18 protein-coding genes and 1 pseudogene are annotated in these 21296 nt (G+C 61.3%); 7 read left to right on the top strand and 12 right to left on the bottom strand.

Annotated features, from left to right (window positions below):
- Both Y88_RS09555 and Y88_RS09560 read left to right on the top strand, forming a co-directional pair.
- Positions 1-1168: TonB-dependent receptor domain-containing protein (locus tag Y88_RS09555; protein ID WP_157132632.1), on the top strand; the 1168-nt coding region annotated here is incomplete at its 5' end.
- A gap of 41 nt (positions 1169-1209) precedes the next feature.
- Positions 1210-2835, top strand: a complete 1626-nt coding sequence (locus Y88_RS09560; RefSeq protein WP_008068812.1) for an alkaline phosphatase D family protein — start codon at positions 1210-1212, stop codon at positions 2833-2835.
- 215 nt (positions 2836-3050) lie between these two features.
- Here the strand turns inward: Y88_RS09560 and Y88_RS09565 are convergent, their stop codons facing one another.
- The 7 genes from Y88_RS09565 to Y88_RS09595 all read right to left on the bottom strand — a co-directional run bounded on the left by Y88_RS09565 (position 3051) and on the right by Y88_RS09595 (position 10291).
- Entirely contained in the window at positions 3051-4526 is a 1476-nt protein-coding gene (locus tag Y88_RS09565; RefSeq protein WP_018075912.1) for an NCS1 family nucleobase:cation symporter-1, read from the bottom strand.
- A gap of 20 nt (positions 4527-4546) precedes the next feature.
- Complete coding sequence (rutD, locus tag Y88_RS09570; protein WP_026167001.1) at positions 4547-5344, bottom strand: pyrimidine utilization protein D; 798 nt, start codon at positions 5342-5344, stop codon at positions 4547-4549.
- Positions 5341-5739 (bottom strand): pyrimidine utilization protein C, encoded by a 399-nt coding sequence (gene rutC / locus Y88_RS09575; RefSeq protein WP_008068808.1) that lies wholly within the window; start codon positions 5737-5739, stop codon positions 5341-5343. Before rutC ends, rutD begins: the two co-directional genes overlap by 4 nt.
- Positions 5729-6448, bottom strand: coding sequence for a pyrimidine utilization protein B (gene rutB, locus Y88_RS09580; protein WP_008068805.1), 720 nt, complete (start codon positions 6446-6448; stop codon positions 5729-5731). The genes rutC and rutB overlap by 11 nt, the downstream gene beginning before the upstream one ends.
- Before the next feature lie 41 nt (positions 6449-6489).
- A complete protein-coding gene (locus tag Y88_RS09585; RefSeq protein WP_008068802.1) occupies positions 6490-6879 on the bottom strand; it encodes a VOC family protein in 390 nt (129 codons plus the stop codon).
- Positions 6876-7916, bottom strand: coding sequence for an isopenicillin N synthase family dioxygenase (locus Y88_RS09590; RefSeq protein ID WP_018075913.1), 1041 nt, complete (start codon positions 7914-7916; stop codon positions 6876-6878). Before Y88_RS09590 ends, Y88_RS09585 begins: the two co-directional genes overlap by 4 nt.
- Positions 7917-8050: 134 nt before the next feature.
- The gene (locus Y88_RS09595) at positions 8051-10291 is read right to left on the bottom strand and encodes a TonB-dependent receptor (RefSeq protein WP_008068798.1); all 2241 of its coding nucleotides are present in this window, start codon (positions 10289-10291) and stop codon (positions 8051-8053) included.
- 409 nt (positions 10292-10700) lie between these two features.
- On the opposite strand from Y88_RS09595, the gene Y88_RS09600 reads away from it, so the two are divergent.
- Complete coding sequence (locus Y88_RS09600) at positions 10701-11381, top strand: response regulator (protein WP_169333632.1); 681 nt, start codon at positions 10701-10703, stop codon at positions 11379-11381.
- Positions 11382-11799: 418 nt separating this feature from the next.
- On the opposite strand, the gene Y88_RS09605 is transcribed toward Y88_RS09600, so the two are convergent.
- Complete coding sequence (locus tag Y88_RS09605; protein ID WP_157132627.1) at positions 11800-12072, bottom strand: hypothetical protein; 273 nt, start codon at positions 12070-12072, stop codon at positions 11800-11802.
- A 175-nt stretch (positions 12073-12247) separates the two neighbouring features.
- Here Y88_RS09605 and Y88_RS19185 point away from each other — a divergent pair.
- Both Y88_RS19185 and Y88_RS09620 read left to right on the top strand, forming a co-directional pair.
- Positions 12248-12981, top strand: a pseudogene (locus tag Y88_RS19185) (IS5 family transposase).
- Between the two features lie 89 nt (positions 12982-13070).
- A complete protein-coding gene (locus Y88_RS09620) occupies positions 13071-14996 on the top strand; it encodes an AAA family ATPase (protein ID WP_008068791.1) in 1926 nt (641 codons plus the stop codon).
- 340 nt (positions 14997-15336) lie between these two features.
- Here Y88_RS09620 and Y88_RS09625 read toward each other — a convergent pair whose 3' ends face one another.
- Positions 15337-15693: a MarR family winged helix-turn-helix transcriptional regulator gene (locus tag Y88_RS09625; protein WP_232281001.1), complete on the bottom strand. Its 357-nt coding sequence runs from the start codon at positions 15691-15693 to the stop codon at positions 15337-15339.
- A 153-nt stretch (positions 15694-15846) separates the two neighbouring features.
- Between Y88_RS09625 and Y88_RS09630 the strand changes: the two genes are divergently transcribed.
- Positions 15847-16218 carry a VOC family protein gene (locus Y88_RS09630; RefSeq protein WP_008068760.1) on the top strand — a complete coding sequence of 124 codons (372 nt, stop codon included), beginning with the start codon at positions 15847-15849 and terminating at the stop codon, positions 16216-16218.
- 17 nt (positions 16219-16235) lie between these two features.
- Here the strand turns inward: Y88_RS09630 and Y88_RS09635 are convergent, their stop codons facing one another.
- From Y88_RS09635 to rutA, 3 genes are all read right to left on the bottom strand, one after another.
- The gene (locus Y88_RS09635; RefSeq protein ID WP_008068759.1) at positions 16236-16688 is read right to left on the bottom strand and encodes a tRNA (cytidine(34)-2'-O)-methyltransferase; all 453 of its coding nucleotides are present in this window, start codon (positions 16686-16688) and stop codon (positions 16236-16238) included.
- A 53-nt stretch (positions 16689-16741) separates the two neighbouring features.
- Positions 16742-18349 (bottom strand): ATP-binding response regulator, encoded by a 1608-nt coding sequence (locus Y88_RS09640; RefSeq protein WP_018075919.1) that lies wholly within the window; start codon positions 18347-18349, stop codon positions 16742-16744.
- 112 nt (positions 18350-18461) lie between these two features.
- The gene (gene rutA, locus Y88_RS09645) at positions 18462-19544 is read right to left on the bottom strand and encodes a pyrimidine utilization protein A (protein ID WP_018075920.1); all 1083 of its coding nucleotides are present in this window, start codon (positions 19542-19544) and stop codon (positions 18462-18464) included.
- Between the two features lie 386 nt (positions 19545-19930).
- On the opposite strand from rutA, the gene chrA reads away from it, so the two are divergent.
- On the top strand, positions 19931-21256 hold the full coding sequence (gene chrA, locus Y88_RS09650) for a chromate efflux transporter (RefSeq protein WP_269724241.1): 1326 nt from the start codon (positions 19931-19933) through the stop codon (positions 21254-21256).
- The last annotated feature ends 40 nt before the right edge of the window (positions 21257-21296 follow it).

Below are 21296 nucleotides of genomic sequence, written 5' to 3' on the forward strand. Positions count from 1 at the left end.
GACTCTGAATGCGCAGAACTGGCGCGCGGACAACAATTACGCGACCTGGACCCTGTTTCAGCAGCACCCGGAATATTTCACAGCCGACACGGTCGGGAACCTGCAACGGCGCTATCTCAACGATCACCGTATCCGGGAAACGGTCGCGGCAGGATATCTGGAAGCCCAGGCACAGATCAACCGGCTGAAATTTGACATCGGCCTGCGGTATGAAGGGACACGCGAAGGCGCTCTGGTCGCCCAACCGCATTCGGCACAGGAAATGGCCGCGACCGGTCTGACCGCCGGAACGGTCGACTATGTCAATTACCAGTACAATTACGGCCGCCAACTCTGGAAAACCGGCAGCTATGGCGACTGGTTCCTGAGCGGTGGGGTGAAATACGATCTCAACCGCCATCTCGTCGCCCAATTCGCGTTCAGCCAGGCGATTTTGCGGCCCGACTACGGCAATCTGGGCGGGGCGATCTCGATCAACGAAAGCTCACAGACCGTCACCGTTCCCAACCCGCTGCTGAAACCCGAACATTCGACCAAGTACTATCTCAGCCTGCAATACTACCTCGAACCGTCGGGGATCGTGGCAGCTTCGGCCTATCGCCTCGACGTCAAGGACATGCAGGTGACAGGCATCTCGGTCGGCCCCGAAAGCGTGGGCTATGGCCCGAACGATTACGCCGGATATACTTATGTCAGCACGATCAACCAGCCCGGCGTCAGCACCACCAACGGCGTGACGCTCGAATACGACCAGCAGATGACGTTCCTGCCCGGCGTACTCAAAGGACTGGGCTTGCGTGGATCGTTCAACTGGGTCGATCCCGACAGCGTGCGCGTCAATCTCCCGATCTATTCGGCGAACTGGGGCGTGCGGTATGGGCGCGGTCCGATCGACGTGCAACTGACCGGGAATTTCCAGTCGAGCTATCGCACTAGCGCGCTCAGCAATACGCCGACGACGCCCGCGAACGGCATTCTCTATCATGCCGATCGTACGCTCTGGAATGTCAGTGCGACCTACAAAATCTCGAAGACGTTCGCGTTCCAGATCGCCGGACGGAACATCTTCAACGCGCCCGACATCGTCTATTCCAACGTGCGCAGCCGGGTTCAGCTTTACAGCGTCTATGGCTCGATGTGGAACGTCGCGCTCAAGGCGACGTTCTGAACCGTTCTCCCAGCCTCAGCATTTCCCAGGATCATCATGATATGGCGTTGAAAATCGATCGTCGCACTCTCGTTCTTGGCGGCAGTCTCGGGCTCGGAGCCTTGCTTGTCGCGCCCGGGATCGGCCTTGCGCAGGTCATGGCGGCCAAGGGCTTTACCCACAGTGTCGCCAGCGGCGAACCTGGCCCGGATTCGATGTTGCTGTGGACGCGCTATGTCCCTGCCGGGGGAGAAGACACCATCCGTCTGGATGTCGAACTGGCGCTCGATCCCGATTTCGCCGGGGTCGTGGCGGGCGGTTGTTTCCGTACCGGAGCCTATCGCGACTGGACCGCGAAAGTGACCGTGGACGGGCTCAAACCCGGCACGGTCTACTGGTACCGCTTCATCGCCCCGGACGGATCGAAATCGCCGGTCGGACGGACCAGGACTTTGCCGGAAGGCGCGGTGGATCGTTTCGGGCTGGCGGTCTTTTCCTGTTCCAACGTTCCGGTCGGCTGGTTCAATGCCTATGGCCATGCCGCCGCCCGTTCGGATCTCGATCTGTGGATGCATGTCGGCGACTATATCTATGAATACGGTCCTGCAGGTGGCCATGACGCGGCTTTGGCCGAGCGCCTGCACCAACCCGACCACGAAATCCTTTCGATTGCCGACTATCGCATGCGCTATGCCTGTTACCGGGCAGATCCCGACTTGCAACGGCTGCACCAGATGGCGCCGATGATCGCGATGTGGGACGATCATGAATCGGCCAACGACAGCTGGGAAGGTGGCGCCCAGAACCATCAACCGGACAGCGAAGGCGACTGGAACCTGCGCCGCGCGGCTGCGATGCAGGTCTATCGCGAATGGATGCCGGTTTCGGACGAGCCATGGAAAGCCTATCAGGTGGGCACTCTGGCGACGCTTTATCGGACCGAATCCCGCCTGCTTGCGCGGACCCGCCAACTCGACATGAAACCCGCCTATGACGCGGCCGACCCCGATGCCGCGCTCAAGGCCTTCCGCGACAGTGTGTGGACCGACCCGTCCGACACCATGCTCGGCAGCACGCAGGAAAGTTGGCTTGCCCACGCGATGAAGGCCAATGCGCATGGCGGGGGTTGGCAAATGGTCGGCATGGGCACGATCCTTGGCCGGACGGTCATGCCTGCCGATGCGGTAAGCTGGTTGCGTCCCGGCGCCGGCGCGCATCAGATCCAGAGCACCCGCAACAGCGTGCGCGCGGCAAAACTCGGGTTGCCGATGTGGATGGATCGCTGGGACGGTTATCCCGCAGCCCGTTCGCGCCTGTTGAAATCGGCACAGCAGGCCGACGCAGATCTCGTCATGCTGTCGGGCGACAGCCACAACGCCTGGGCCTTTGCCTTGCGTGAAGACGGCCGTCCTGCCGGTGTCGAATTTGCCGGGCACAGTGTCAGCTCGCATGGCCTCGAAAGTGGTTTTGCCGCCGATCCGAACGTCGTTGCACGCGGATTCGTCGCGGCCAATCCCGAAATGCAATGGGCCGATACCAGTCGGCGCGGATACATGATGATCGACATCACTGCCCAGCGCGTGATGGGCGAATGGCTGTTCATGGACACGGTCGCCACGCGCAGCTTGGCCTTGTCAGGCCTTCACCGCATGACGGTGGAGCGCGGACGACGCGCTTTTACCGTGTGACGGTTGAAATCGGACGGCGACGGGCTTGTATCGCCGCCGTCCGAGGACGCCACATCGCGTGGGGATCGTGGCAAGAGCAACGCGATGAAGCCCCACACGGCCAGGGTAATACGATCTCCTGAATATCTATCTGCCGTTAAAAGAGAGATCATGGTGATTTATATCATGATGTTGTTGAAATAGCAGGCATTTGCGTATCGTTTCACCGGAAACAACTATCCGCATGTTTCGGGTGCGATATCGCCGAGTGAGGCGGCACTGCGATGGTGCGTCGCAGGGGAAAGCAGGGCATAGACCGCCCCCCCGACAAGGAACCCGACGAACCAGGCATATGGATAAAGCGCGGTCAGGCTTGCAGGAATGGCCGAAGCAGTCGACGGGGCGACGGCGGCGATGAAGCCCGGCAGGCTGGGCGCGACACCGGCGGCAAGGGCGGCCAGTGCGGCAGGATTGACGCCGCCGCGATAGGCATAGATGCCCCGTTCGTCGTACAGGGCCTGCGCATCGAGGCGCCCGCGACGAACGAACCAGTAATCGACAAGGATGATGCTGCCGACCGGACCGAGCAGGGCCGAATAGCCGATGAGCCAGGTGAAGATGTAGCCCGAACTCGTCGCCACCAGTTTCCACGGCATGATCGCGACGCCGATCACGGCGGTGATCATCGCGCCGCTTCGATAGCTGACATGACGGGGCCAGATCGCCGAAAAGTCATAGGCCGGTCCGACAAGATTGGCGGCGATGTTGCACGAAACCGTGTCGATCGAAATGACCAGCAGGCCGAGCAGGACCGGCCACCCTGTCATGCGGTCGGCGAGCACGAGCGGGTCGTGGATCGCCACGCCATAGACCGTCATCGTGGCAAATCCGGTGACGATGCTGACCAGCCCGAGCAGGGCCATCGGGATCGGCAGGCCGAGCGCCTGCCCCACCATCTGATCGCGCTGCGACCGGGCGAACCGGGTGAAATCGGGAATGTTGAGCGAAAGCGTGGCCCAGAACCCGACCATGGCAGTGACGGCGGGAAAGAACTGCGCCGCAGAGGAACTGCCCCCGGCATGGACGATCCGCGAATAGGCCGCGCTCATCCCGCCCAGGCGGTCGATGGCCCAGACGAACAGGGCGATCAGCAAGGCAACCTTGACCGGCGCGGTCCATGTCTCGAACCGCCGCACGGCGCGCATGCCCTTGGTCACGACGAAAAGCTGCAAGGCCCAGAACAGCAGGAACGCGCCAAGCTCGATCCCGGAAATGCCGACGACGGGCAGGGGCGCGCCGTGCAAGGGCCCCAGTCCGATGCGCCGCCCGAGCGCGAGGAGCGTGTTTCCCCCCACCCATGTCTGGATCCCGTACCAGCCACAGGCGACGATCGCGCGCGAAAACGCGGCGATCTTGGCGCCCCCGGTGCCGAACGACGCTCGGGCCAGCACGGCAAAGGGAATGCCATAGCGCGCGCCCGCATGGCCGATCAGCGCCATGGGGACGAGAATGATGACATTGCCCAAGAGGATGGCCCCGATCGCCGCCAGCGGCGACAGGCCCTGTTCCATCAATCCGCCTGCCAGAAGGTAGGCGGGAATGCAGATCACCATGCCCAGCCAGAGGAAGGTGAAATGCTCCCAGACCCAGTCCCGCTCGCCCGGAGGCGAAGGAAGCAGGTCTTCATTGCCGAGATTGGACGTGGTCTCCATGGTCGGGCCTTGTTCCTGCATCATGCGTCCGGCAGCGTCGCCAGCCAGTCGAGGACGGCGCGGTTGAACGCCTCGGGACAAGTGATGTTGCAGGCATGCCCGCCCCACGGCATCCGCGCGAGCGTCGCATGGGGCAGCCCCCGCATCAGCACCTCCGAACAGGCCGAGGGCACCAGCATGTCATCGTCCGCCGCCACCACCAGCGTCGGCGTCGCGATCGTGGGGAGATCGTCGAGAATGTCGAAATTGAGCAGGGCATGGGCGCGGCGGCGCAAGGTTGCCTCGCCCTGAAACTCGGCGACCTGTTTGGGCAATTGGGCGTCGAGGTCCGCGTCGTGGCTCGATACCCAGACCGGCGGGAACAGGAACACCGGCTGCGCGCGGAGATAGGCTTCCGGCCCGCCCGCTTCGAGCACGGCCATGCGCATGGCGATGCAGCGGCGGAAATGCGCGTCCGTCCGCGCCCATCCGTTGACCGAGACGATCCCCGACAGGCGCTCTGGCGCGCGGCGAGCGAGGGCAAGCGCGGCAATGGCTCCGGCGGCGTGACCGACCACTACCGCCTTGTCGAGGCCGATTTCGTCCATCAGGCGCTCGATATCCTCGCCCAATCCGTCGGCGAGCAACCCGTCGCGCGTCTCCGGCTCGCTGTGGCCGGTACCGCGATGGTCATAGAGGAAAATCCGCGCCTTTTGCCCGAGCGCCTCGATATGCGGTTTCCAATAGGCGCCGTGTCCACCCAGCCCCGCCGACAGGATCAGCGCGGGGCCTTCCTTGGCGCCATGGGCTTCCCAATAAAGCCCGGACGGTCCGGTCATGCCGCGCTCTCCGCCGCGATGCACGCGATCGAGGCGATTTCGACAAGGCATTCGGGCTTTACCAGCGTGCACTGGATGCAATAGCGCGCCGGTTTGTTGCCGGGGAAATATTCGGCATAGACCGCGTTTACCACCGCATAGTCGGCCCAGTCGCGCACGAAGATGTGATTGAACGTGACGTCGACCATGGTCGCCCCGGCCGCTTCGAGCGTGATGCGGATGGCTTCGAGAACGTGGCGTGCCTGAGCCGCCGCGTCGCCGGGGTAAAGCACCACGCCGCCTTCGGCCAGAGCCAGCATACCCGACACGAAAACCATGCCGTTGGCCTTGGTCCCGGCCGAATAGGGAGCGATGGGGGTGGGGAACTGCGGCGGATTGATCGGTTCAAAGGGCATTGGTGGTTTCCTTTTCGGCCGATGCGTCCAGCGCCCCGACCCAGTCGCAGAAAGCATCGACGGTCGAGACCCAGCCGAAGAACTTCTCGATGTTGTAGATGCTGGCGCGCTGGATGAATTCCTCGCCCAGTTGATGGGTCGCATCTTCCAGCATCACTCCAAAGTATTCGAGGTGGAACCCGTCGCGCAGCGTGGATTCGACGCAGACATTGGTGGCGATGCCGACGAAAACGAGCGTGCGGATGCCGCGCGAGCGCAGGACGCTGTCGAGCTGCGAATTGAAAAAGGCGCTGTAGCGGGGCTTGGCCACGCGAATGTCGCCTTCGCGCGGTTTCAGCGCATCGACGATGTCATAGTCCCAGGTCCCGCGGGCCAGCAGCTTGCCCGAGAGTTCGGGGCGCTGGCGCATGGCCTTGAGCGCGTTGGACTTGTGCCAATTGGGTGATCCCGGACCGCCCGCCTCGACATAGTCGGGGTCCCATCCGTTTTGCAGATAGACGATCTGGATGCCCGAGGCCCGCGCGGTGTCGAGCACTTTGGCAATCCGGGTAATCGTCTGGGCCGCGCCCGAAATGTCGAAGCCCGCCAGATCGACATAGCCGCCGAGCGAGGCATAGGCGTTCTGCATGTCGATCACGATGACGGCCGTGGTTGCCGGATCGACGGCAAGCGGTTCGGGCCGGGCGGGAAGGGGGGGGATCTGGGTCATGGCGAACCTTTTTCAGCTTTTGTCGAAAGAGGGAGAGAAGATCATTCCATCACATTGATCCGGAACACGTTTCCTTCCGGATCGAGCAGGACGGACTGGTACCACCCGTAATAGGTTTCATAAGGCGGCTTCACGAGCGTGGCCCCTTCGCCGACGGCAGCGGCGGTGCGTTCCTCGACCGCGGCGCGGTCCGCCACATCGATGTTGAGCAGGAACTTGACCCCGCTCGCCGGGGCATAGGCATCGAGTTGCAACAGGCCATAGGCGTCGAGCGCGTTGAAACCGATGTTGCTCTGTCCGGTGGCGAGTCCGATGAAAATGGGCGAGCGGATTTCGGGAATTTCGGCAAAATCGAACACCCGGCGATAGAACCCGCTCAACCCTTCGATATCGGCGGCAAAGACATTCACATAGGACAGCGTCGCGCTCATGCGGCGGTCTCCCCAAGGATCGTCTCGGCCCCGTCCTTGGTTCCGCCAAGGGTCGTCTGCTGCACGAATTTGGCCGTCAGGTGATCGCCTGACGTGATCGGCGGATACCTCGCGGGCTGGTCCGGGCTTTGGCAACTGTCGAGACAGGAGACCACCGCGTCGTAATTGGGCTGATAGAAATAGACGAGCGACACGCGCGACGCCTGATCGGCTAGATCACGCGGCGGATTGACCACGCGGTGAAGCGTCGAGATCCACTTGTCGTTGGTCCATTGCATCATCAGGTCGCCGATATTGACGACGAACGTGCCCGGAATGGCCGGAACATCGACCCAGTTACCTTCCCGGTTGCAGACCTGAAGGCTGCCGGGCACGTTTTCCTGACGCAGGATGGTGAGCGCGCCATAATCGGAATGGGCCCCCGCGCGCATTTGTCCGTCGAGCGGCGCATCGGGCTGGTTGGGGTAATGGAGCGCGCGAAACATGCTGATATGGCGATCGCCGGTCGGGTCGAACCAGTTTTCCGGCAAGTCGAGCGCCAGCGCGAAAATGCGCATGAGATCGCACGACAGGCGTTCCATTTCCGCAAAGTATTCCGACCATACCGTTTTCAGCTCAGGCAGGCTTTCGGGCCAGAGATTGGGCGCGAAATGGGGTCCTGCTTCGGCGTTGTGGTAATAGGGATCATCGGCAGGCACATTGAGCGGCCCGATGCTGAGCGATTCCTTGAGATCGGGCGGCGCCACTTCGCCCAGCGAATAGGAAAGCCCTTCGTCGCCCACTGCGCTGTACCCGCGCACCTGATCGGACTGGGGGCGATTGAGAAGCGCCTTTTCGCTTGCCGGCAGGGCGAAGAAGCGCCGCGACACTGCATAAGTGCGCTCGATCAGGTCCTGCGGCACACCGTGGCCGGAAATGACCAGAAAGCCGATATCGGTACAGGCCTTGCCCACCGCTTCGGCAACAGCGCGTTTTCCTTCCTCGGTCCCCAGGCGATAGGGGGTGAGGTCGATGGTCGGAACATCAGTCAACATCATGATGAAACCCACTTTGCTGTGTCTGGGCCACACGGGCGGGTTTGGGATATGGGCCAGCCTGAGCGCAGGTTCGCGCTGTGCCAAGCTGGCCCGTCGGCATAAGTCGAAAGTTTAGGTCGCAAAGAGCGCGGGGATCAGAAGTTGACCCCGATGCGCCCGATCACCTGCCGGGGCGGCACCACCGATTCAAACACCCCGCCCACGCCAAAGTTTTCGGCATAGCGCGCGTCGATGGCATTGCTGCCGAGCAGGTTGGAGACGTTGAGTTCGACATACCACGGCCCGTGCTGGGGCTGGAACCGGGCGTTGAGGTTCATCAGGAACTGGTGCGACACGCGGTCGACCAGCGGATTGTTGAACACGCGATACCAGAAGGCCGAGCGGTAATTGGCCTGAATGAAGAAATCGAGCTTGCCCACGTCGCGGATGTCGGTGGTCTTGCTGATCGAGGCCGAGGACGAGAAATGAGGCACGCGGCCGAGCTGGTTGCCCTTGATATTGGTAAAGGCCTGCGCACGTAGGGCAAGGTCGTTGCCCAGGAACGGACCGCCCGCGTCGCGGTTGATGATCTGAGCGGTATAGGGGTCGATGACCTGGAAATCGCTGTCGACTTTGCTCCACATGCCGGTGGCATTGGCGTCGATGCGGAACCCTTGGGGCAATTTCACCGCCGCTTCGCCTTCGACGCCCCAAACGTGGCTCTTGGGTACATTGGTCATGCCGCCCTGATAGGGGATCGGGTCTTCGGAATCGGCCTGAAGATTGCGGTAATCGTTATAGAATCCCGAAACGTTGAGGCGCAGCGTGCGGTTAAAGAATTCGTTCTTCGCCCCGATTTCATAGGCGCGCACGAATTCGTGGCTGAACGAACGCGGCACCACGGTCGCGCTGGGGTTGAGATTGGTGCCGCCCGGCTTCACCCCGGTTGAAAAGCTGGCATAGACCGTGGTCGTGCGGGCAAGATCGTATTCCACCGAGACTTTGCCGGTGACTTTCTTGAACTCGCTCGAAAGCGGGACCGGCACGATGTAGAAGGTCGAGGTATCGGCCGAATACTTGTCCCAGCTATAGCGGATGCCGCCGGTGATGCGGAAATTGCTGGCGAGGTGCAACGTCGCCTGCCCATACCCGGCAACCGAGGTGCGCCGCGAATTGGAATTGCTTTCGAACGCAAGACCGGCGGCGTAAAGCGCCGTCTGTTCCGCCGCGCTGGGGAAGAAATTGACGTTGTAGTCGATCCGCTGCGCCGAGGATTGCTGCGTTTCGAAATACCGCTCCATGCCCCAGGTGTGGAGGAAGAACGCACCCGCGATCCAGTCGACCAGCCCGCCCGAGTGCGAGATGTTGAGTTCTTCGGTCACCGAATGGTTCTGCGTCAGCTTGACCGGCTCTTCGTCCTTGTAGCCATAGAGCGAGAGCGCCAGCGCGCGGTTGACCATGTCCCCCGAATTGGCCGCCTGCATATAGACGTACTGGAAACTGGTGATCGACTTGAGCGTGACATAGCCCAGGTCATAGGCGACCGTGCCCGCGACGATACGGCTGCGCACGGTCTGGGGCGTTGCGTAATCGTTGCTGGTGGTGCGGATGTCCGACGTGTTGTCGTACATGTTGCGAATGGCAAGGCCGTTGGAATCGTTGTTGAAAATCTCGGCCCAGATATTCACGCTCAACCGGTCGGTTGGCTTCCACAGGGCATTGATGCGGCCGGTATAGCTGTTCTGGCTACCGACATTGCCCCCGGCGGCGGGCTGGTTGGGGGCATTGTACCACCCGTCGTGGGCGTCATGCTGGAACGCGGCGCGAATGGCAAAGCGTTCGCCGACCGGCACGTTCACCATGCCCCGTTCGCGGTTGTAGTTGTAACTGCCATAGCTGCCTTCGGCCGAGCCCTTGAACTTGCCCAGAACCGGGGCCGAAGTGGTCACGTTCATCGCGCCGCCATCGGCGTTCTGGCCGTTCACGGTGCCTTGCGGACCGCGCAGCACTTCAAGCTGATCAAGATCGAGGAAACTGGCGGTCAGCGCGACCGGGCTGGCGATATAGACGCCGTTCTCGACGAACGCGACGCCGGGCTGGGCGCTGTTGTTCTGCACCCCATCGTAACCGACGCCGCGAATGGTGACGTTGAGGGGGTAGGGACCGGCATTGGTGACGGTCATGCCGGGGATCTGCTTGTCGAGATCCTGGATCGAGCGGATATTGGAATCCGCCATCTGGTCGGGGGAAAGCGCCGTGATCGCGATCGGCGTCTTTTGCAGCTTGGTATTCACCTTTTGCGCGGTGACGGTGATTTCCGCAAGCGATCCGACCGATCCGTCGCCGTCGGCCCCTTCGGCCCAGGCGGGACCGCCCAGAGTGACTGCGCCGGCCAACGCAGCAAGGACGTATTTCGGCCGATGATTTCTAATCACACTCATGACAACGATTTCCCCCTTCAACCCTGATGCGGGCCTTGTTCTGTGAATCCCGGACCCGATTGTTCGGGTTCCAGCGCGGTTCTTTGTCGTTTGTTATGGAATGAAATCGGCAGGCACAGTGCGGCGGACCACCCTCGTCCAGACCGCGTCATCGTGTTTCAAATGCGTTGCAGGGGGTAGCATCCGGCAAACGGCTGCGCCTCTAAACTTGCTGACTATCCCCTTGGTTGAGGCGGAGAATCCACGCAATTGCGCCATTCCACCCTTTGTGCTGCATCGCGGCATAAGTGGTTGACGCAAGGTCAGAAGGGTCCATCATACCCTGATGCTCGACAGCTCCATGGATCGGTCCGCGGCGGACTGGATGCCGCGTTCTGCCTGCCGCCAGAGGCAGGAGACGCCGTTGTTGCGCCTGATGATCGCCGACGATCATCCGATCTTTCGCAGCGGCCTTAAATGGGCGCTCGAACAATTTCCCGAAGTCGGCGAAGTCCGCGTGGCCAGCAGTTTCGAGGAATTGACCGCGATCCTGCCCGAATGGGCGCCCGACATCGTCATTCTCGATCTCAACATGCCGACCCTGACCGCGCCGGAAAGCCTGCGGTACTTGCGCCAGCGGCACGGCGGCCTGCCGGTCCTGATCCTGTCCGCCTCGGGCGAGCCCGACGACGTCATCGGCACCCTGCGCGCCGGAGCGTCAGGTTATATTACCAAGGCTTCGGAAGTGTCCGAACTGCTGGCCGCGGTCAAAGTCATTCTCGACGGCGGCGTCTTCCTTCCCGACGGCATCATCGCCGCCCGCTGTGACCCTATCGGCCCGGCCCGACCGGCCGAACCATCCCCATCGGTTCCCCGCCTGACCCGGCGCCAGTACGAAGTCCTGACCCTGACTCTGCAAGGCCACGCCAACAAGGTCATCGCCCACAACCTGTCGATGAGCGAAGGCACCGTCAAAACCCACCTCTCCGCCGTCATGCGCCTCTACGGCGTCAACAACCGCGTCCAACTCCTGCGCGAAGTGGAGCGGGTGGGGTATCGAAGCTGACATTTTCGGATGGGCGGCAATGCACCCCATCCCGGTCGTACCCAGTAATCCGCCCTCAATCCTGAACCTGTCAATTCCGGCGCGCTGTCAGCGGTAGGTCAGCAAGTGGGACATTTCTACCGTTCACCGGCGACGTGGCGAACGGCAGGTCTTGTCGAATGCCGACGTTCAACATTTGCTTCCCCGCTCTCATGCGCCGACTGGGATTGAGCCGCTGGCAGACTGGTCGCTCTTGAAAGTTTAACCACCGAAATTGGACATTCGTCCGGCTGGTCCGCCGAGCCGCTAGGCCAACCTTGCAGGCTGGATACGCGCCAGCTCGTCGAAGCTGGACCGCGACCCCAAGAGTGGGCATATCCCACGCTGATCGAAAGCTGCTAGGCGGCGTGGACAAATTCCGTCTGCATGAGGCCGTCCGTCAATCTCCGGTGAACCACGCTGTGGTAACGATGAATTGCTCAGCATGTTTGGGCGATCGGAAGGGGCCGACCATCCGCCCCTCGTGTCGTTCCCTGAATTCGGTTCCAGCTACCCATTCGCTTTCAAGCAAATAGGTTTGCCCGTTGTCGAACTCGCGAATTTCTGCCGAGCGCTTCCCGTCTCGACTGTATAGCGTCGTGGTGACTTGATACATTGCTCCATCGAGTGACCTGTCGCTCGCCCGTCCAAACAGCTTCTTCCACCAGCCCATAGTCACTCCTGAGGTCGGGCACTTTATCGGATAGTTGTGGAATCTCCAGCGCCTGCAAAGGGCAGCGGTGCGAACACGATTGACGCGGGTCGCGGCGATTGATTCAAGGCTGCTTTTGTAGGCAGGCTTGAGCAGGGGCGATCTCACTGAAGCGGAATGGCGTGTTCTGAAGGACTTGCTGCCGATTGAGCCTGAAAACCGAGGTCGCGGCAGGCTGCCCGAGCAGAACCGCTCCATCATCAACGGCATTCTCTGGCGGCTCCGCTGCGGCGCTCCGTGGCGCGACGTCTCGTCCAAATACGGCAGTTGGAACACCATCTATCGTCGGTTCCGGCGGTGGATCGAAGCCGGAGTCTGGGAGGCTGTCGCCGTGACGTTGGCCGAGATCATGGCAGACAGCGGCCACTACAGCATCGACAGCACCACAGTCCGCGCCCACGTCTCGGCAGCGGGCGGAAAGGGGGGACTCATCGACGCGCTCTTGGCCGCTCGCGGGTCGGGTTCACCAGTAAACTTCACTGTCTGGCTGATGCCCTTGGGCGACCAGTCGCCTTCCACCTGACGGGCGGCGAGGCGGCAGATTGCAAGGCGTATGATGATTTGATCGACCTGCCTGAGCAGGCACCCGACGCCTTCCTTGCGGACAAAGGTTATGACGCCGACGCCATCCGCGCCAATCTGGCCGAACGAAGGATCAAGGCCGTCATCCCTGGCCGATCAAACCGCCGCGTGAAGATCGAATATGATCGGGCGCTCTACAAGCAGCGCAATCGCATCGAGCGCATGCTCGGCCATCTCAAGATCAACCGTGCCATCGCCACCAGATACGACCAACTTGCCAACAGCTTCCTCGGCATGGTTGATCTCGCAACCGCCAGATACCGGCTCAAATTTGTCCACGCCGCCTAGCGAGGTCGACTCGTTGCGCGCCGACCCATTGCTTGGGAGGTCCGCAAGAAACCATTGTACTACCCGCCCGCTGGACGGTTAGATAGATCATGCTCCTGAAAAAAATCACCATCGAGAATGTGCGCAGCTTCCTAGATCGTAGGGAGATGGTCTTCGACGGCCCCATATCAATCATCATCGGACCCAACGGCGGAGGAAAGACCAACCTCCTCGACGTTGTTAATACAATGCTCCGGCGTTATTTGTTTGCAACGCGATACTTTACACAGAAGTATGATGCCGAACAGAAAGTCCAGTGGGAGTTGCGACATAACGACCAGCTCAACAACATGCGCTTGGAAAAGCACAGCGACGCCCGCAGTCTTCCACAGCATGTTTCGATTGAAGTGGAGGTCTCGCAGGGCGATCTCGACAACATGGCGCAGATTCAGCGTGACGCGGACGAACTGCGGAAAGCGTCGAAGCGCCGTTTCGTCCACAACCCCTGGGAGGGCGTTGGAGCGTGGAAGATCGAGAACATCCTGCCGGAGACGAGGCTTGTTTATGAGTGGAAGAACGGTGCTTTTCAGCCTGCACAGACCGAGGAAGCACAGCACTTTCTAAGCTATTTGCAGATTTTCGAGCTGGACAACGATGTGCGCGCCGAAGTTGGCAAAGATGCGCTCAAACTCTCGATGGTCTATCTACCTGTCAACCGATCAGCGAGTGGATTCCAAGGCTCGATCGGCCTCGCGAACTACAACGATTACGATCAGAAGCGGTCGCTTGATGCGGTGACCTCCCGCAACGGCGGTAATATCATATCGCTAGCGATCGGACGACTCGCGAAAAAATATCGGCAACTTCAGGAAGACGATAATACAAGCGCCAAAAAGAAATTTTACGCCGACAAGAACCTGGATGAGCTTTCCAAGGCCCTGAAGGAAATCGGGTACGAGTGGGAACTTACCTGCACCGACCCAATGAACAACACGTATGATATCACTTTGCGGAAGCAGGGCACATCCTTCCTTGTAAGTGCAGCCTCGTCGGGTGAGAAAGAGCTTCTGACCTACCTATTCGCGATTTATGCGCTGAATGTCCGCGATGCTTTAATTATCGTTGACGAGCCGGAGTTACATCTCCACCCACGCTGGCAAAAAACCCTATTCAGACTTTTTGAACGGCTGGCCGACAAGACAGGAAATCAGTTCGTGCTGGCTACTCACTCGCCCACATTCATCTCGCCCGCATCGATCCAGTATGTGTCTCGCGTCTATATTGAAGAACAGAAGAGCAGCATCTTGCGACTTAACTCGGCCTATCTCCCCAATGCCAAGCATTTGTTTAACGTGGTTAACAGTCAAAACAACGAACGCATATTTTTTACTGACAAGGTTGTTCTTGTTGAAGGACTGTCGGACCTTATTTTCTTCGAGCGTGTACTTGATATCGTAAGCGCTAAGGCTGGTATCTTGCGCGAATCCTCTCTTGAAGTGGTGAGCGTCGGCGGCAAGGGTCTTTTTCCAGCATACAAGCAACTTCTGGGCGCATGCCATGTTGAAAGTGCAATCATTGCAGACCTCGATTACGTCGAGCAACTCGCAACAGGCGATATCAAGGCGCTGTTTTGCCTGAATGCGCAGGAAATAAAAGATGACGTGATCAACAACGTAAAAAGCATGGATGGGAATGCTCTGGTTGCTCGCATCGACGAAGCGATAAGTTCTGGGTCGTGGGACGATGCGCGAGATGTTTGGGATTACATCAAGTCAAGGAGGCGGCGGCTCTCGGCTGAGCTATCGAAAGAGAACGAGCAAAAGCTGCAAGCTTTCCTCGCGGAGCAGAGTGCGGCACAAACCTTTGTTCTCCGCAAAGGGGCGCTCGAAGCTTATCTGCCCGACGGCCTAAGGGACAAAGACCTGAACAAACTAATTGCGTTCATCCAGTCTGACGACTTTTGGGATCGGCTTCCGGCAGACGGGCGGCAGGAGATCGAGCAGATAGCCAAGAATCTGCTCCGCATCCATACGTAAGCTCCGTCCGTGGAGGCGCCGGAGGCAAAGTAACAGCCAGGGCTTCACCCGACGCCGCGCACTCGACCTCAAGTAAACAGTCGTCTTCCCAGCAAGAGTCCGGCGCTTACAAGCCTCCTCTCGAACGGCCGCTTTCGGGTAGGCGCTAACTCGCGTCGAACGACCAGGATTAGGGCGCGTTGCTGACGCCTCGCTTCGGCGCATTCCATCGGCAGCTTGTGTCAGAAGCAGACGTTCGCGTTGGCTGATCTGAGCGACCGGGATTGGTCGGAATCCCCGTCAGCATTGCGGCTTAAAGCCGAACAGGTGGTCTCTCCAACTTCATTCCTGCCAACTGCGGCTATCGAAGGGCATTGGCGAACCGAATCAGGGTTGTAGCGACAACCTGGGGATTGAGGGGGGCCGCAGCGTCGACGAGGAGCGCTTCGATATCGGCGACAATCGCAGATGCTGCATGCAGGGCATGTTCGCCGGAAGGTGTCAGTTCGGTCTTTTGCATGCGACCGTGTTCGGGATGGGGGGTTCGCTTGATGAAGCCGGATTTTTCGAGTGTGACCAGGATCGCCTGCATCGTTTGGGGCGTCACGAACGCCTGTCGTGCCAGTGCGGCATTCGAGGCGCCCGGTTCGATGTTGAGATAGGCGAGCACCGCATATTGCGGTGTGGTGAGGGCAATCTTGCGCAGTTCGGCATCCATGCGGGTCCTCAACGCCTGTTGTGCCTGTTTCAGCGCAAAACCGATCGTCGCATAGGGATCTTTCATCCGCACATCCACCTTGACATATAAGGGCCCTTACATAATATCAGGACGCTGATACTAGCCAATCCCGTCGAGGAAGGAAATCCCAACATGCCGCATGTGATTGGGCCTGATTTCATTGGCATTCAGGTCGAAGACATCGAGGCGGCGCGGACGTTCTACGCCGACGTCGTCGGGCTTCCGCTTGCACCCAGGAGCCCGCCGGGCGCCTTTGTGTTCGATACCCGGCCGGTCCCCTTTGCTGTCCGCACGCCCGTCGTGGATCTGAAAGCGACGGACAAATTGGGCTGGGGCATTGCGATCTGGTTCGGTTGCGATGATGCCGATGCGCTCCACGGCCATCTCGCAGAGCAGGGCATCCAGATCGAATTTGCGCCGAAGGATGGGCCGTTCGGTCGCTACTTCGCGTTCCGTGATCCCTTCGGCTATTCGATTACCGCCCATACGGTCGGGACGGCCTGACTTCGGCCCGCGCCGGATCACCCCGGCAATCCGCCCGTTTGGCGCAAGGCTTCGCCCAGAGCGAGACCGGCGGACATGGCAAGGTTCATCGAGCGGACTTCCGGGCGCATCGGGATGCGGATACGGGCCGTGCAGGCGTCGGAGACGGGGGCGGGGACGCCTGCGCTTTCCTTGCCGAAGAGAAGGATATCGTCGGGGCGGAACGCGAAGTCATAGACTGATTCTGCGCTCTTGGTAGTGAACAGGACCAGTCTTTGCGCGCCGATGGTGGCGCGAAATGCGTCGAAGTCGGCGTGACGGGCGATGGTGACGTGGTCGATATAGTCCATCGCGGCCCGGCGCACCCTGCGGTCGTCCCACGTGAAGCCCATGGGCTCGATCAGATCGACAGCGGCGCCCAGACACGCGCCAAGGCGGAGGACGGCGCCGACATTTCCGGCAATTTCCGGTTCGAAAAGAGCAATGCGCATGGCGCCAGATAGTCGCCAGCCCGCCCGCCATGCAAGCGGGGCGGAATCACGCATCAGGCGCCGCTTTCCCCGACGGCCTGCCGATGCTGTTCCAGTTCGGCATGAAGCACCGCGTTGAGGACGTCGGGCAGGATCGGTTTGTTGAGGATGCGACGGCGAGAGCGGTTGAGGCTGCGCATGCGTTCAAAGTCGTGATCGCCGGACAGGACCACGCCCGCGATCCTGCGGCCAAAGCGGCGTTCCAGTTCGTCGAACAGGTCGAAACCGTTCATGCGCCCGTCGAGGTGGCAATCGGCGATGAGCAGGTCAGGGGGCTGGTCGGCAATGCGCGAAATCAGTTCGGCGCCCGATCGCGCCACCAGCACTTTGCAATCCCAGGCGCGCAGGATGCGGACATAGGCATCGGCCACGTCGGGATCGTTTTCGGCAACCGCCACCCGGCATCCCAGCGGATGGTCGGGGCGCTCGGGCGGCTCGTGCCGCTCTTCGGCTGCGTCGGCGGCAAGGCGGGGCAAGTCCACCCAGAACACCGATCCATGATCGACCACCGAACGCACCCCGACATTGTGGCGCATCAGCCGGGCCAGTCGCTCGACAATGGCAAGGCCAAGGCCAAGGCCACGCACCGACCGGTCGCCGACGGCGCTGCCCGCTTGCGTGAATTCCCAAAATATCTGGCGCTGTTGCCCGGTCGGAATGCCGCGCCCGGTGTCCCACACTTCCAGCCGGATGGTGTCGCCGCGCGGACGCGCCGCGATCAGCACCGATCCGCGTTGCGTGAACTTGAAACTGTTGCTGACCAGATTGCGCAGGATGCGTTTGATCAGGCGCGGATCGGTGCGGCCGACAAGATCGGTATCCTTGACCACCAGACGCAGCCCGCGTTCCTGCGCCTCTGCAGTGAAATCGTCGAGCAGCGAGCGGAACAGCGACTGAATTTTTACCGGGCGCATGTCGGCGCGCAAGGCTCCGGCATCGAGGCGGCTGAATTCGAGCAAGTCGTCGAGCAAGTCCATGCTCGACCCCAGCGAACGGCGGATGCTGGCGATGGTCCCCAGGGCCGCTTCGCTGTCCACTTCCTGTTGCAGATTGCGCAGCAGCAGGGCCATGGCCTGTAACGGCTGGCGGATATCGTGGCTGGTCGCGGACAGGAATTTCGCGGTGGAGGCGGCGGCGATTTCCGCCCGGTCGCGCGCGGCGGCCAGATCGCGCGTGCGTTCGGCGACCAGGCGTTCGAGCCGGTCGGCGGCCTCCACCCGTTCGGTGATGTCGGTATGCGTCCCCGCGATCCGCACCGCTTTCCCGGTGGCATCGCGCAGGGCCGATCCGCTCGATTGAATCCAGCGCCACCCGCCCGAGCTGTGTTTCAGACGGAATTGGGTACGATAATCGGCCCCCCTGTCAGAGATGAATTCGGCAAGCACCGCGCGCACGTTCTCGCGGTCGTCGGGGTGGAGCAGGGCGAAAAAGACGTCGATATGCGCTTCGAGATGATCGGGCGGCAATCCCACCAGATCCCACCACCGCGCCGAATAAAAGGACTGCCCCGTCGGCACGTCCCAGCCCCAGATCCCGTCATTGGCCTTGAGCGCGACCAGTTCCAGCAACGACCGCCCGTCGTCGTGAATGTCGGTCCAGAAGTCACTGATTTCACTTGCCATCGTGTCCGGCCCCGGTCGTGCATCCACGCCCGGTCATGGACCTTTGCAAGGCATGAGGGCAAGCGTCAGACGGCGGACAGCCGATAAAGGAAGGCCGTCCGCCGCGCGAGGATCACGCCGTTTCGGCAACCCGCACGCCGGTGCGGGTTTTCATCAACGGCTGAATACGGGTGCCGAAATCCTCGACGCCCTTGAGGAAGTCGTCGAACGTCAGCAGCACGCCGCCGGTGCCTTCGACTTCGGCCATTTCGTCGAGCATGGCCGCGACTTTGGCATAAGAGCCGACCAGCGTGCCCATGTTGATGTTCACCGCCGAGGTGGCGTCGCTCATCTGGCGGGTGTTGGTGGTGGCCGAGACATTGTTGGCCGCCGACTGGTTCGACAGCCACTTGAGCGCTTCCTGATCGGCGCCCGCGCAATAGTTCAGCCACTTGGCTTCGGCGGCTTCGTCGGTTTCGTCGGCAATAATCATCATCAGGACGAACGTATCGACCTTGCGCCCGGTCTTGGCGGTCGCCTTGGCCAGACGTTCGTTGACGGCGCGGAAGGCGGTCGGGGTGTTGACGCCCTTGCCGAAACAGAACGTGTAGTCGGCATATTGCGCGGCAAAGGCGAGCCCTTCGTCCGAAGACCCGGCGCAGATGATCTTCATGTCCGCCTGCGGCTTGGGGCTGACGCGGCAGTCGGTCATTTCGAAATATTCGCCCTTGAAATCGGACACGCCGGTTTCGAAAAGCTCGCGCAGGATCTGCGCATATTCGCCGAGCATGTCATAGCGGCGGCCATAGTGTTCGTCGCCCGGCCACATCCCCATCTGGTCGTATTCGGCCTTTTGCCAACCGGTGACGAGATTGAGCCCGAAACGCCCGTGGCTGATGGAATCGATGGTCGAGGCCATGCGCGCGACGATGGCGGGCGGCATGACCAGCGTGGCGGCGGTCGCATAGACTTTCACCCGCTCGGTCACGGCGGCGAGCCCGGCCATCAGCGTGAAGCTTTCCAGATTGTGTTCCCAGAACTGGGTCTTGCCGCCGAAACCGCGCAGCTTGATCATCGTCAGGATGAAATCGAACCCGTACTTTTCCGCCTTGAGCGCGATCTCCTTGTTGAGATCGAACGAGGGCATGTACTGCGGCGCCGTTTCCGAGATCAGCCAGCCATTGTTGCCGATGGGCAAGAAAACACCGATTTCCATTTCAAGTCTCCTGATCCGGCGGAATCGTTCGTCACAGGCGGAAATGGTCGCGGATCGCGGGTGCATAGACCCGAGCGCATGGCCACCGATGGTGCCTGCGCGTGGACGTTCCGATCAATCCCCGTTCTGTTTTGAACGCCTGTGCGGAACCGCTTGCACGACCTCCGCCCGGCACCGGCATGACGATGCGCCGGTTGCCCTTTGCTATGGCAATTCGCCCGTCGGCGGAAAGGCGGTCAATAAGGCTAGGTCGATGGTTTAGGCGGCAGGCTGAAATCCGTTGGCAGGGTTTTGGGCCGCTGATAAAGGGAAGCCACCGGGACCAAGCAACCTCCCGATCAGGCTCTTCGCCCAAGTGTTGCCTTGAACGTCCGGTTCCCCGGATGATGAGAGTGCGAAGAGTGACAGAGACCCCTGTTTGCAGCTTTGGCGAACTTGCGCGAGCGTTCGCCCGTATCGGATGCATGAGTTTCGGCGGCCCCGTCGGCCAGATCGCGTTGATGCACCGCGAGCTGGTCGAGGAACGCGGATGGATCGATGAACAGCAATTCCTGCACGCGCTGAATTTCTGTCACCTTCTGCCCGGACCCGAGGCGACGCAGCTGTCGATCTGGGTCGGATGGAAGCTCCATGGGGTGAAAGGGGGCGTCGCGGCGGGGCTGCTGTTCATCATTCCCGGCGTGCTTGTCATTCTGGGCTTTTCGATCTTTTACGGGATCGCGGCGAAACTCGGTTGGTTCATGGCGGCGTTCGCCGGGATCAAGGCCGCCGTGCTCGCGCTTGTCGTGCAGGCGATGCTGCGGGTGGCGGGTCGTGCGCTCGGCACGCCGTTCAAGAAAGCGGTGGCGGTGGCGTCCTTTGTCGCCTTGTTCCTGTTCGACCTGCCGTTCCCGCTGGTCGTGCTGGGGGCAGGGGCGCTCGGTGCGCTGGTCGAGGCGAAGCGGCCGCAATGGCTGCGCCTGCCGCCGATGCCTGAACCCGACATCGCCTCGCCCCGACCATGGGGAGCCTCAGCCAAGGCAGTGCTGATCGGTGGGGCGCTTTGGGCCGCGCCGATTGTCCTTATCCGCGCCACGCTGGGGCCCAAGCATGTCCTGTCGGAACTGGGCAGTTATTTCTCGCAACTGGCCGTAGTCTCGTTCGGCGGAGCCTACGCCGTCCTCGCGTCCATGGCACAGCAGGCGGTCGAGCACTTCGGTTGGCTGACCGCCGGGGAAATGGCCGATGGGCTGGGGCTTGCCGAAACGACGCCGGGACCGTTGATCATGGTCACGCAGTTCGTCGGCTATCTCGCAGGCTCGCGCGCACCCGCGCCGTTCACGCCGCTGGTGGCGGGTACGCTCGGGGCGCTCGTGACCACCTGGGTCACGTTTGCGCCGTGCTTCCTGTGGATTTTTACGTTCGCCCCGTGGCTGGAACGACTGGAAGGGGCGCGGCGGCTGAAAGGCGGGCTGGCCACGTTGACCGCCGCCATTGTCGGGGTCATTGCCAACCTGTCGCTGTGGTTTGCGATCCATGTCCTGTTCGCGCGGAACGTGGATCGATCGTTCGGGCCGGTGCATCTGCTGACACCGGTTCCCCAAAGCCTCGACTGGCACGCGGCGCTGCTGGCCGCCTTGTCCGCATTCCTGATTTTCAGGCTGCGGTGGAATGTGATCGGGGTTCTGGGCCTTGGCGCCGTGGTCGGCGTCGTTCTGGGCGCCGTTGGGTAACGAGGGCCGGGTAAGGGGGCGACCGGACCAGAGCCGGTCG

Source organism: Novosphingobium nitrogenifigens DSM 19370 (assembly GCF_000192575.1).
Taxonomy (GTDB): Bacteria; Pseudomonadota; Alphaproteobacteria; order Sphingomonadales; family Sphingomonadaceae; genus Novosphingobium; species Novosphingobium nitrogenifigens.

Bases quoted from the DNA above. Each gene is read 5' to 3' on its own strand.
- Y88_RS09560 (WP_008068812.1), top strand. From the start codon at position 1,210: ATGGCGTTGAAAATCGATCGTCGCACTCTCGTTCTTGGCGGCAGTCTC.
- Y88_RS09565 (WP_018075912.1), bottom strand. From the start codon at position 4,526: ATGGAGACCACGTCCAATCTCGGCAATGAAGACCTGCTTCCTTCGCCT.
- rutD (WP_026167001.1), bottom strand. From the start codon at position 5,344: ATGACCGGACCGTCCGGGCTTTATTGGGAAGCCCATGGCGCCAAGGAA.
- rutC (WP_008068808.1), bottom strand. From the start codon at position 5,739: ATGCCCTTTGAACCGATCAATCCGCCGCAGTTCCCCACCCCCATCGCT.
- rutB (WP_008068805.1), bottom strand. From the start codon at position 6,448: ATGACCCAGATCCCCCCCCTTCCCGCCCGGCCCGAACCGCTTGCCGTC.
- Y88_RS09585 (WP_008068802.1), bottom strand. From the start codon at position 6,879: ATGAGCGCGACGCTGTCCTATGTGAATGTCTTTGCCGCCGATATCGAA.
- Y88_RS09590 (WP_018075913.1), bottom strand. From the start codon at position 7,916: ATGATGTTGACTGATGTTCCGACCATCGACCTCACCCCCTATCGCCTG.
- Y88_RS09600 (WP_169333632.1), top strand. From the start codon at position 10,701: ATGCCGCGTTCTGCCTGCCGCCAGAGGCAGGAGACGCCGTTGTTGCGC.
- Y88_RS09605 (WP_157132627.1), bottom strand. From the start codon at position 12,072: ATGGGCTGGTGGAAGAAGCTGTTTGGACGGGCGAGCGACAGGTCACTC.
- Y88_RS09620 (WP_008068791.1), top strand. From the start codon at position 13,071: ATGCTCCTGAAAAAAATCACCATCGAGAATGTGCGCAGCTTCCTAGAT.
- Y88_RS09625 (WP_232281001.1), bottom strand. From the start codon at position 15,693: ATGGATGCCGAACTGCGCAAGATTGCCCTCACCACACCGCAATATGCG.
- Y88_RS09630 (WP_008068760.1), top strand. From the start codon at position 15,847: ATGCCGCATGTGATTGGGCCTGATTTCATTGGCATTCAGGTCGAAGAC.
- Y88_RS09635 (WP_008068759.1), bottom strand. From the start codon at position 16,688: ATGCGCATTGCTCTTTTCGAACCGGAAATTGCCGGAAATGTCGGCGCC.
- Y88_RS09640 (WP_018075919.1), bottom strand. From the start codon at position 18,349: ATGGCAAGTGAAATCAGTGACTTCTGGACCGACATTCACGACGACGGG.
- rutA (WP_018075920.1), bottom strand. From the start codon at position 19,544: ATGGAAATCGGTGTTTTCTTGCCCATCGGCAACAATGGCTGGCTGATC.
- chrA (WP_269724241.1), top strand. From the start codon at position 19,931: ATGAGAGTGCGAAGAGTGACAGAGACCCCTGTTTGCAGCTTTGGCGAA.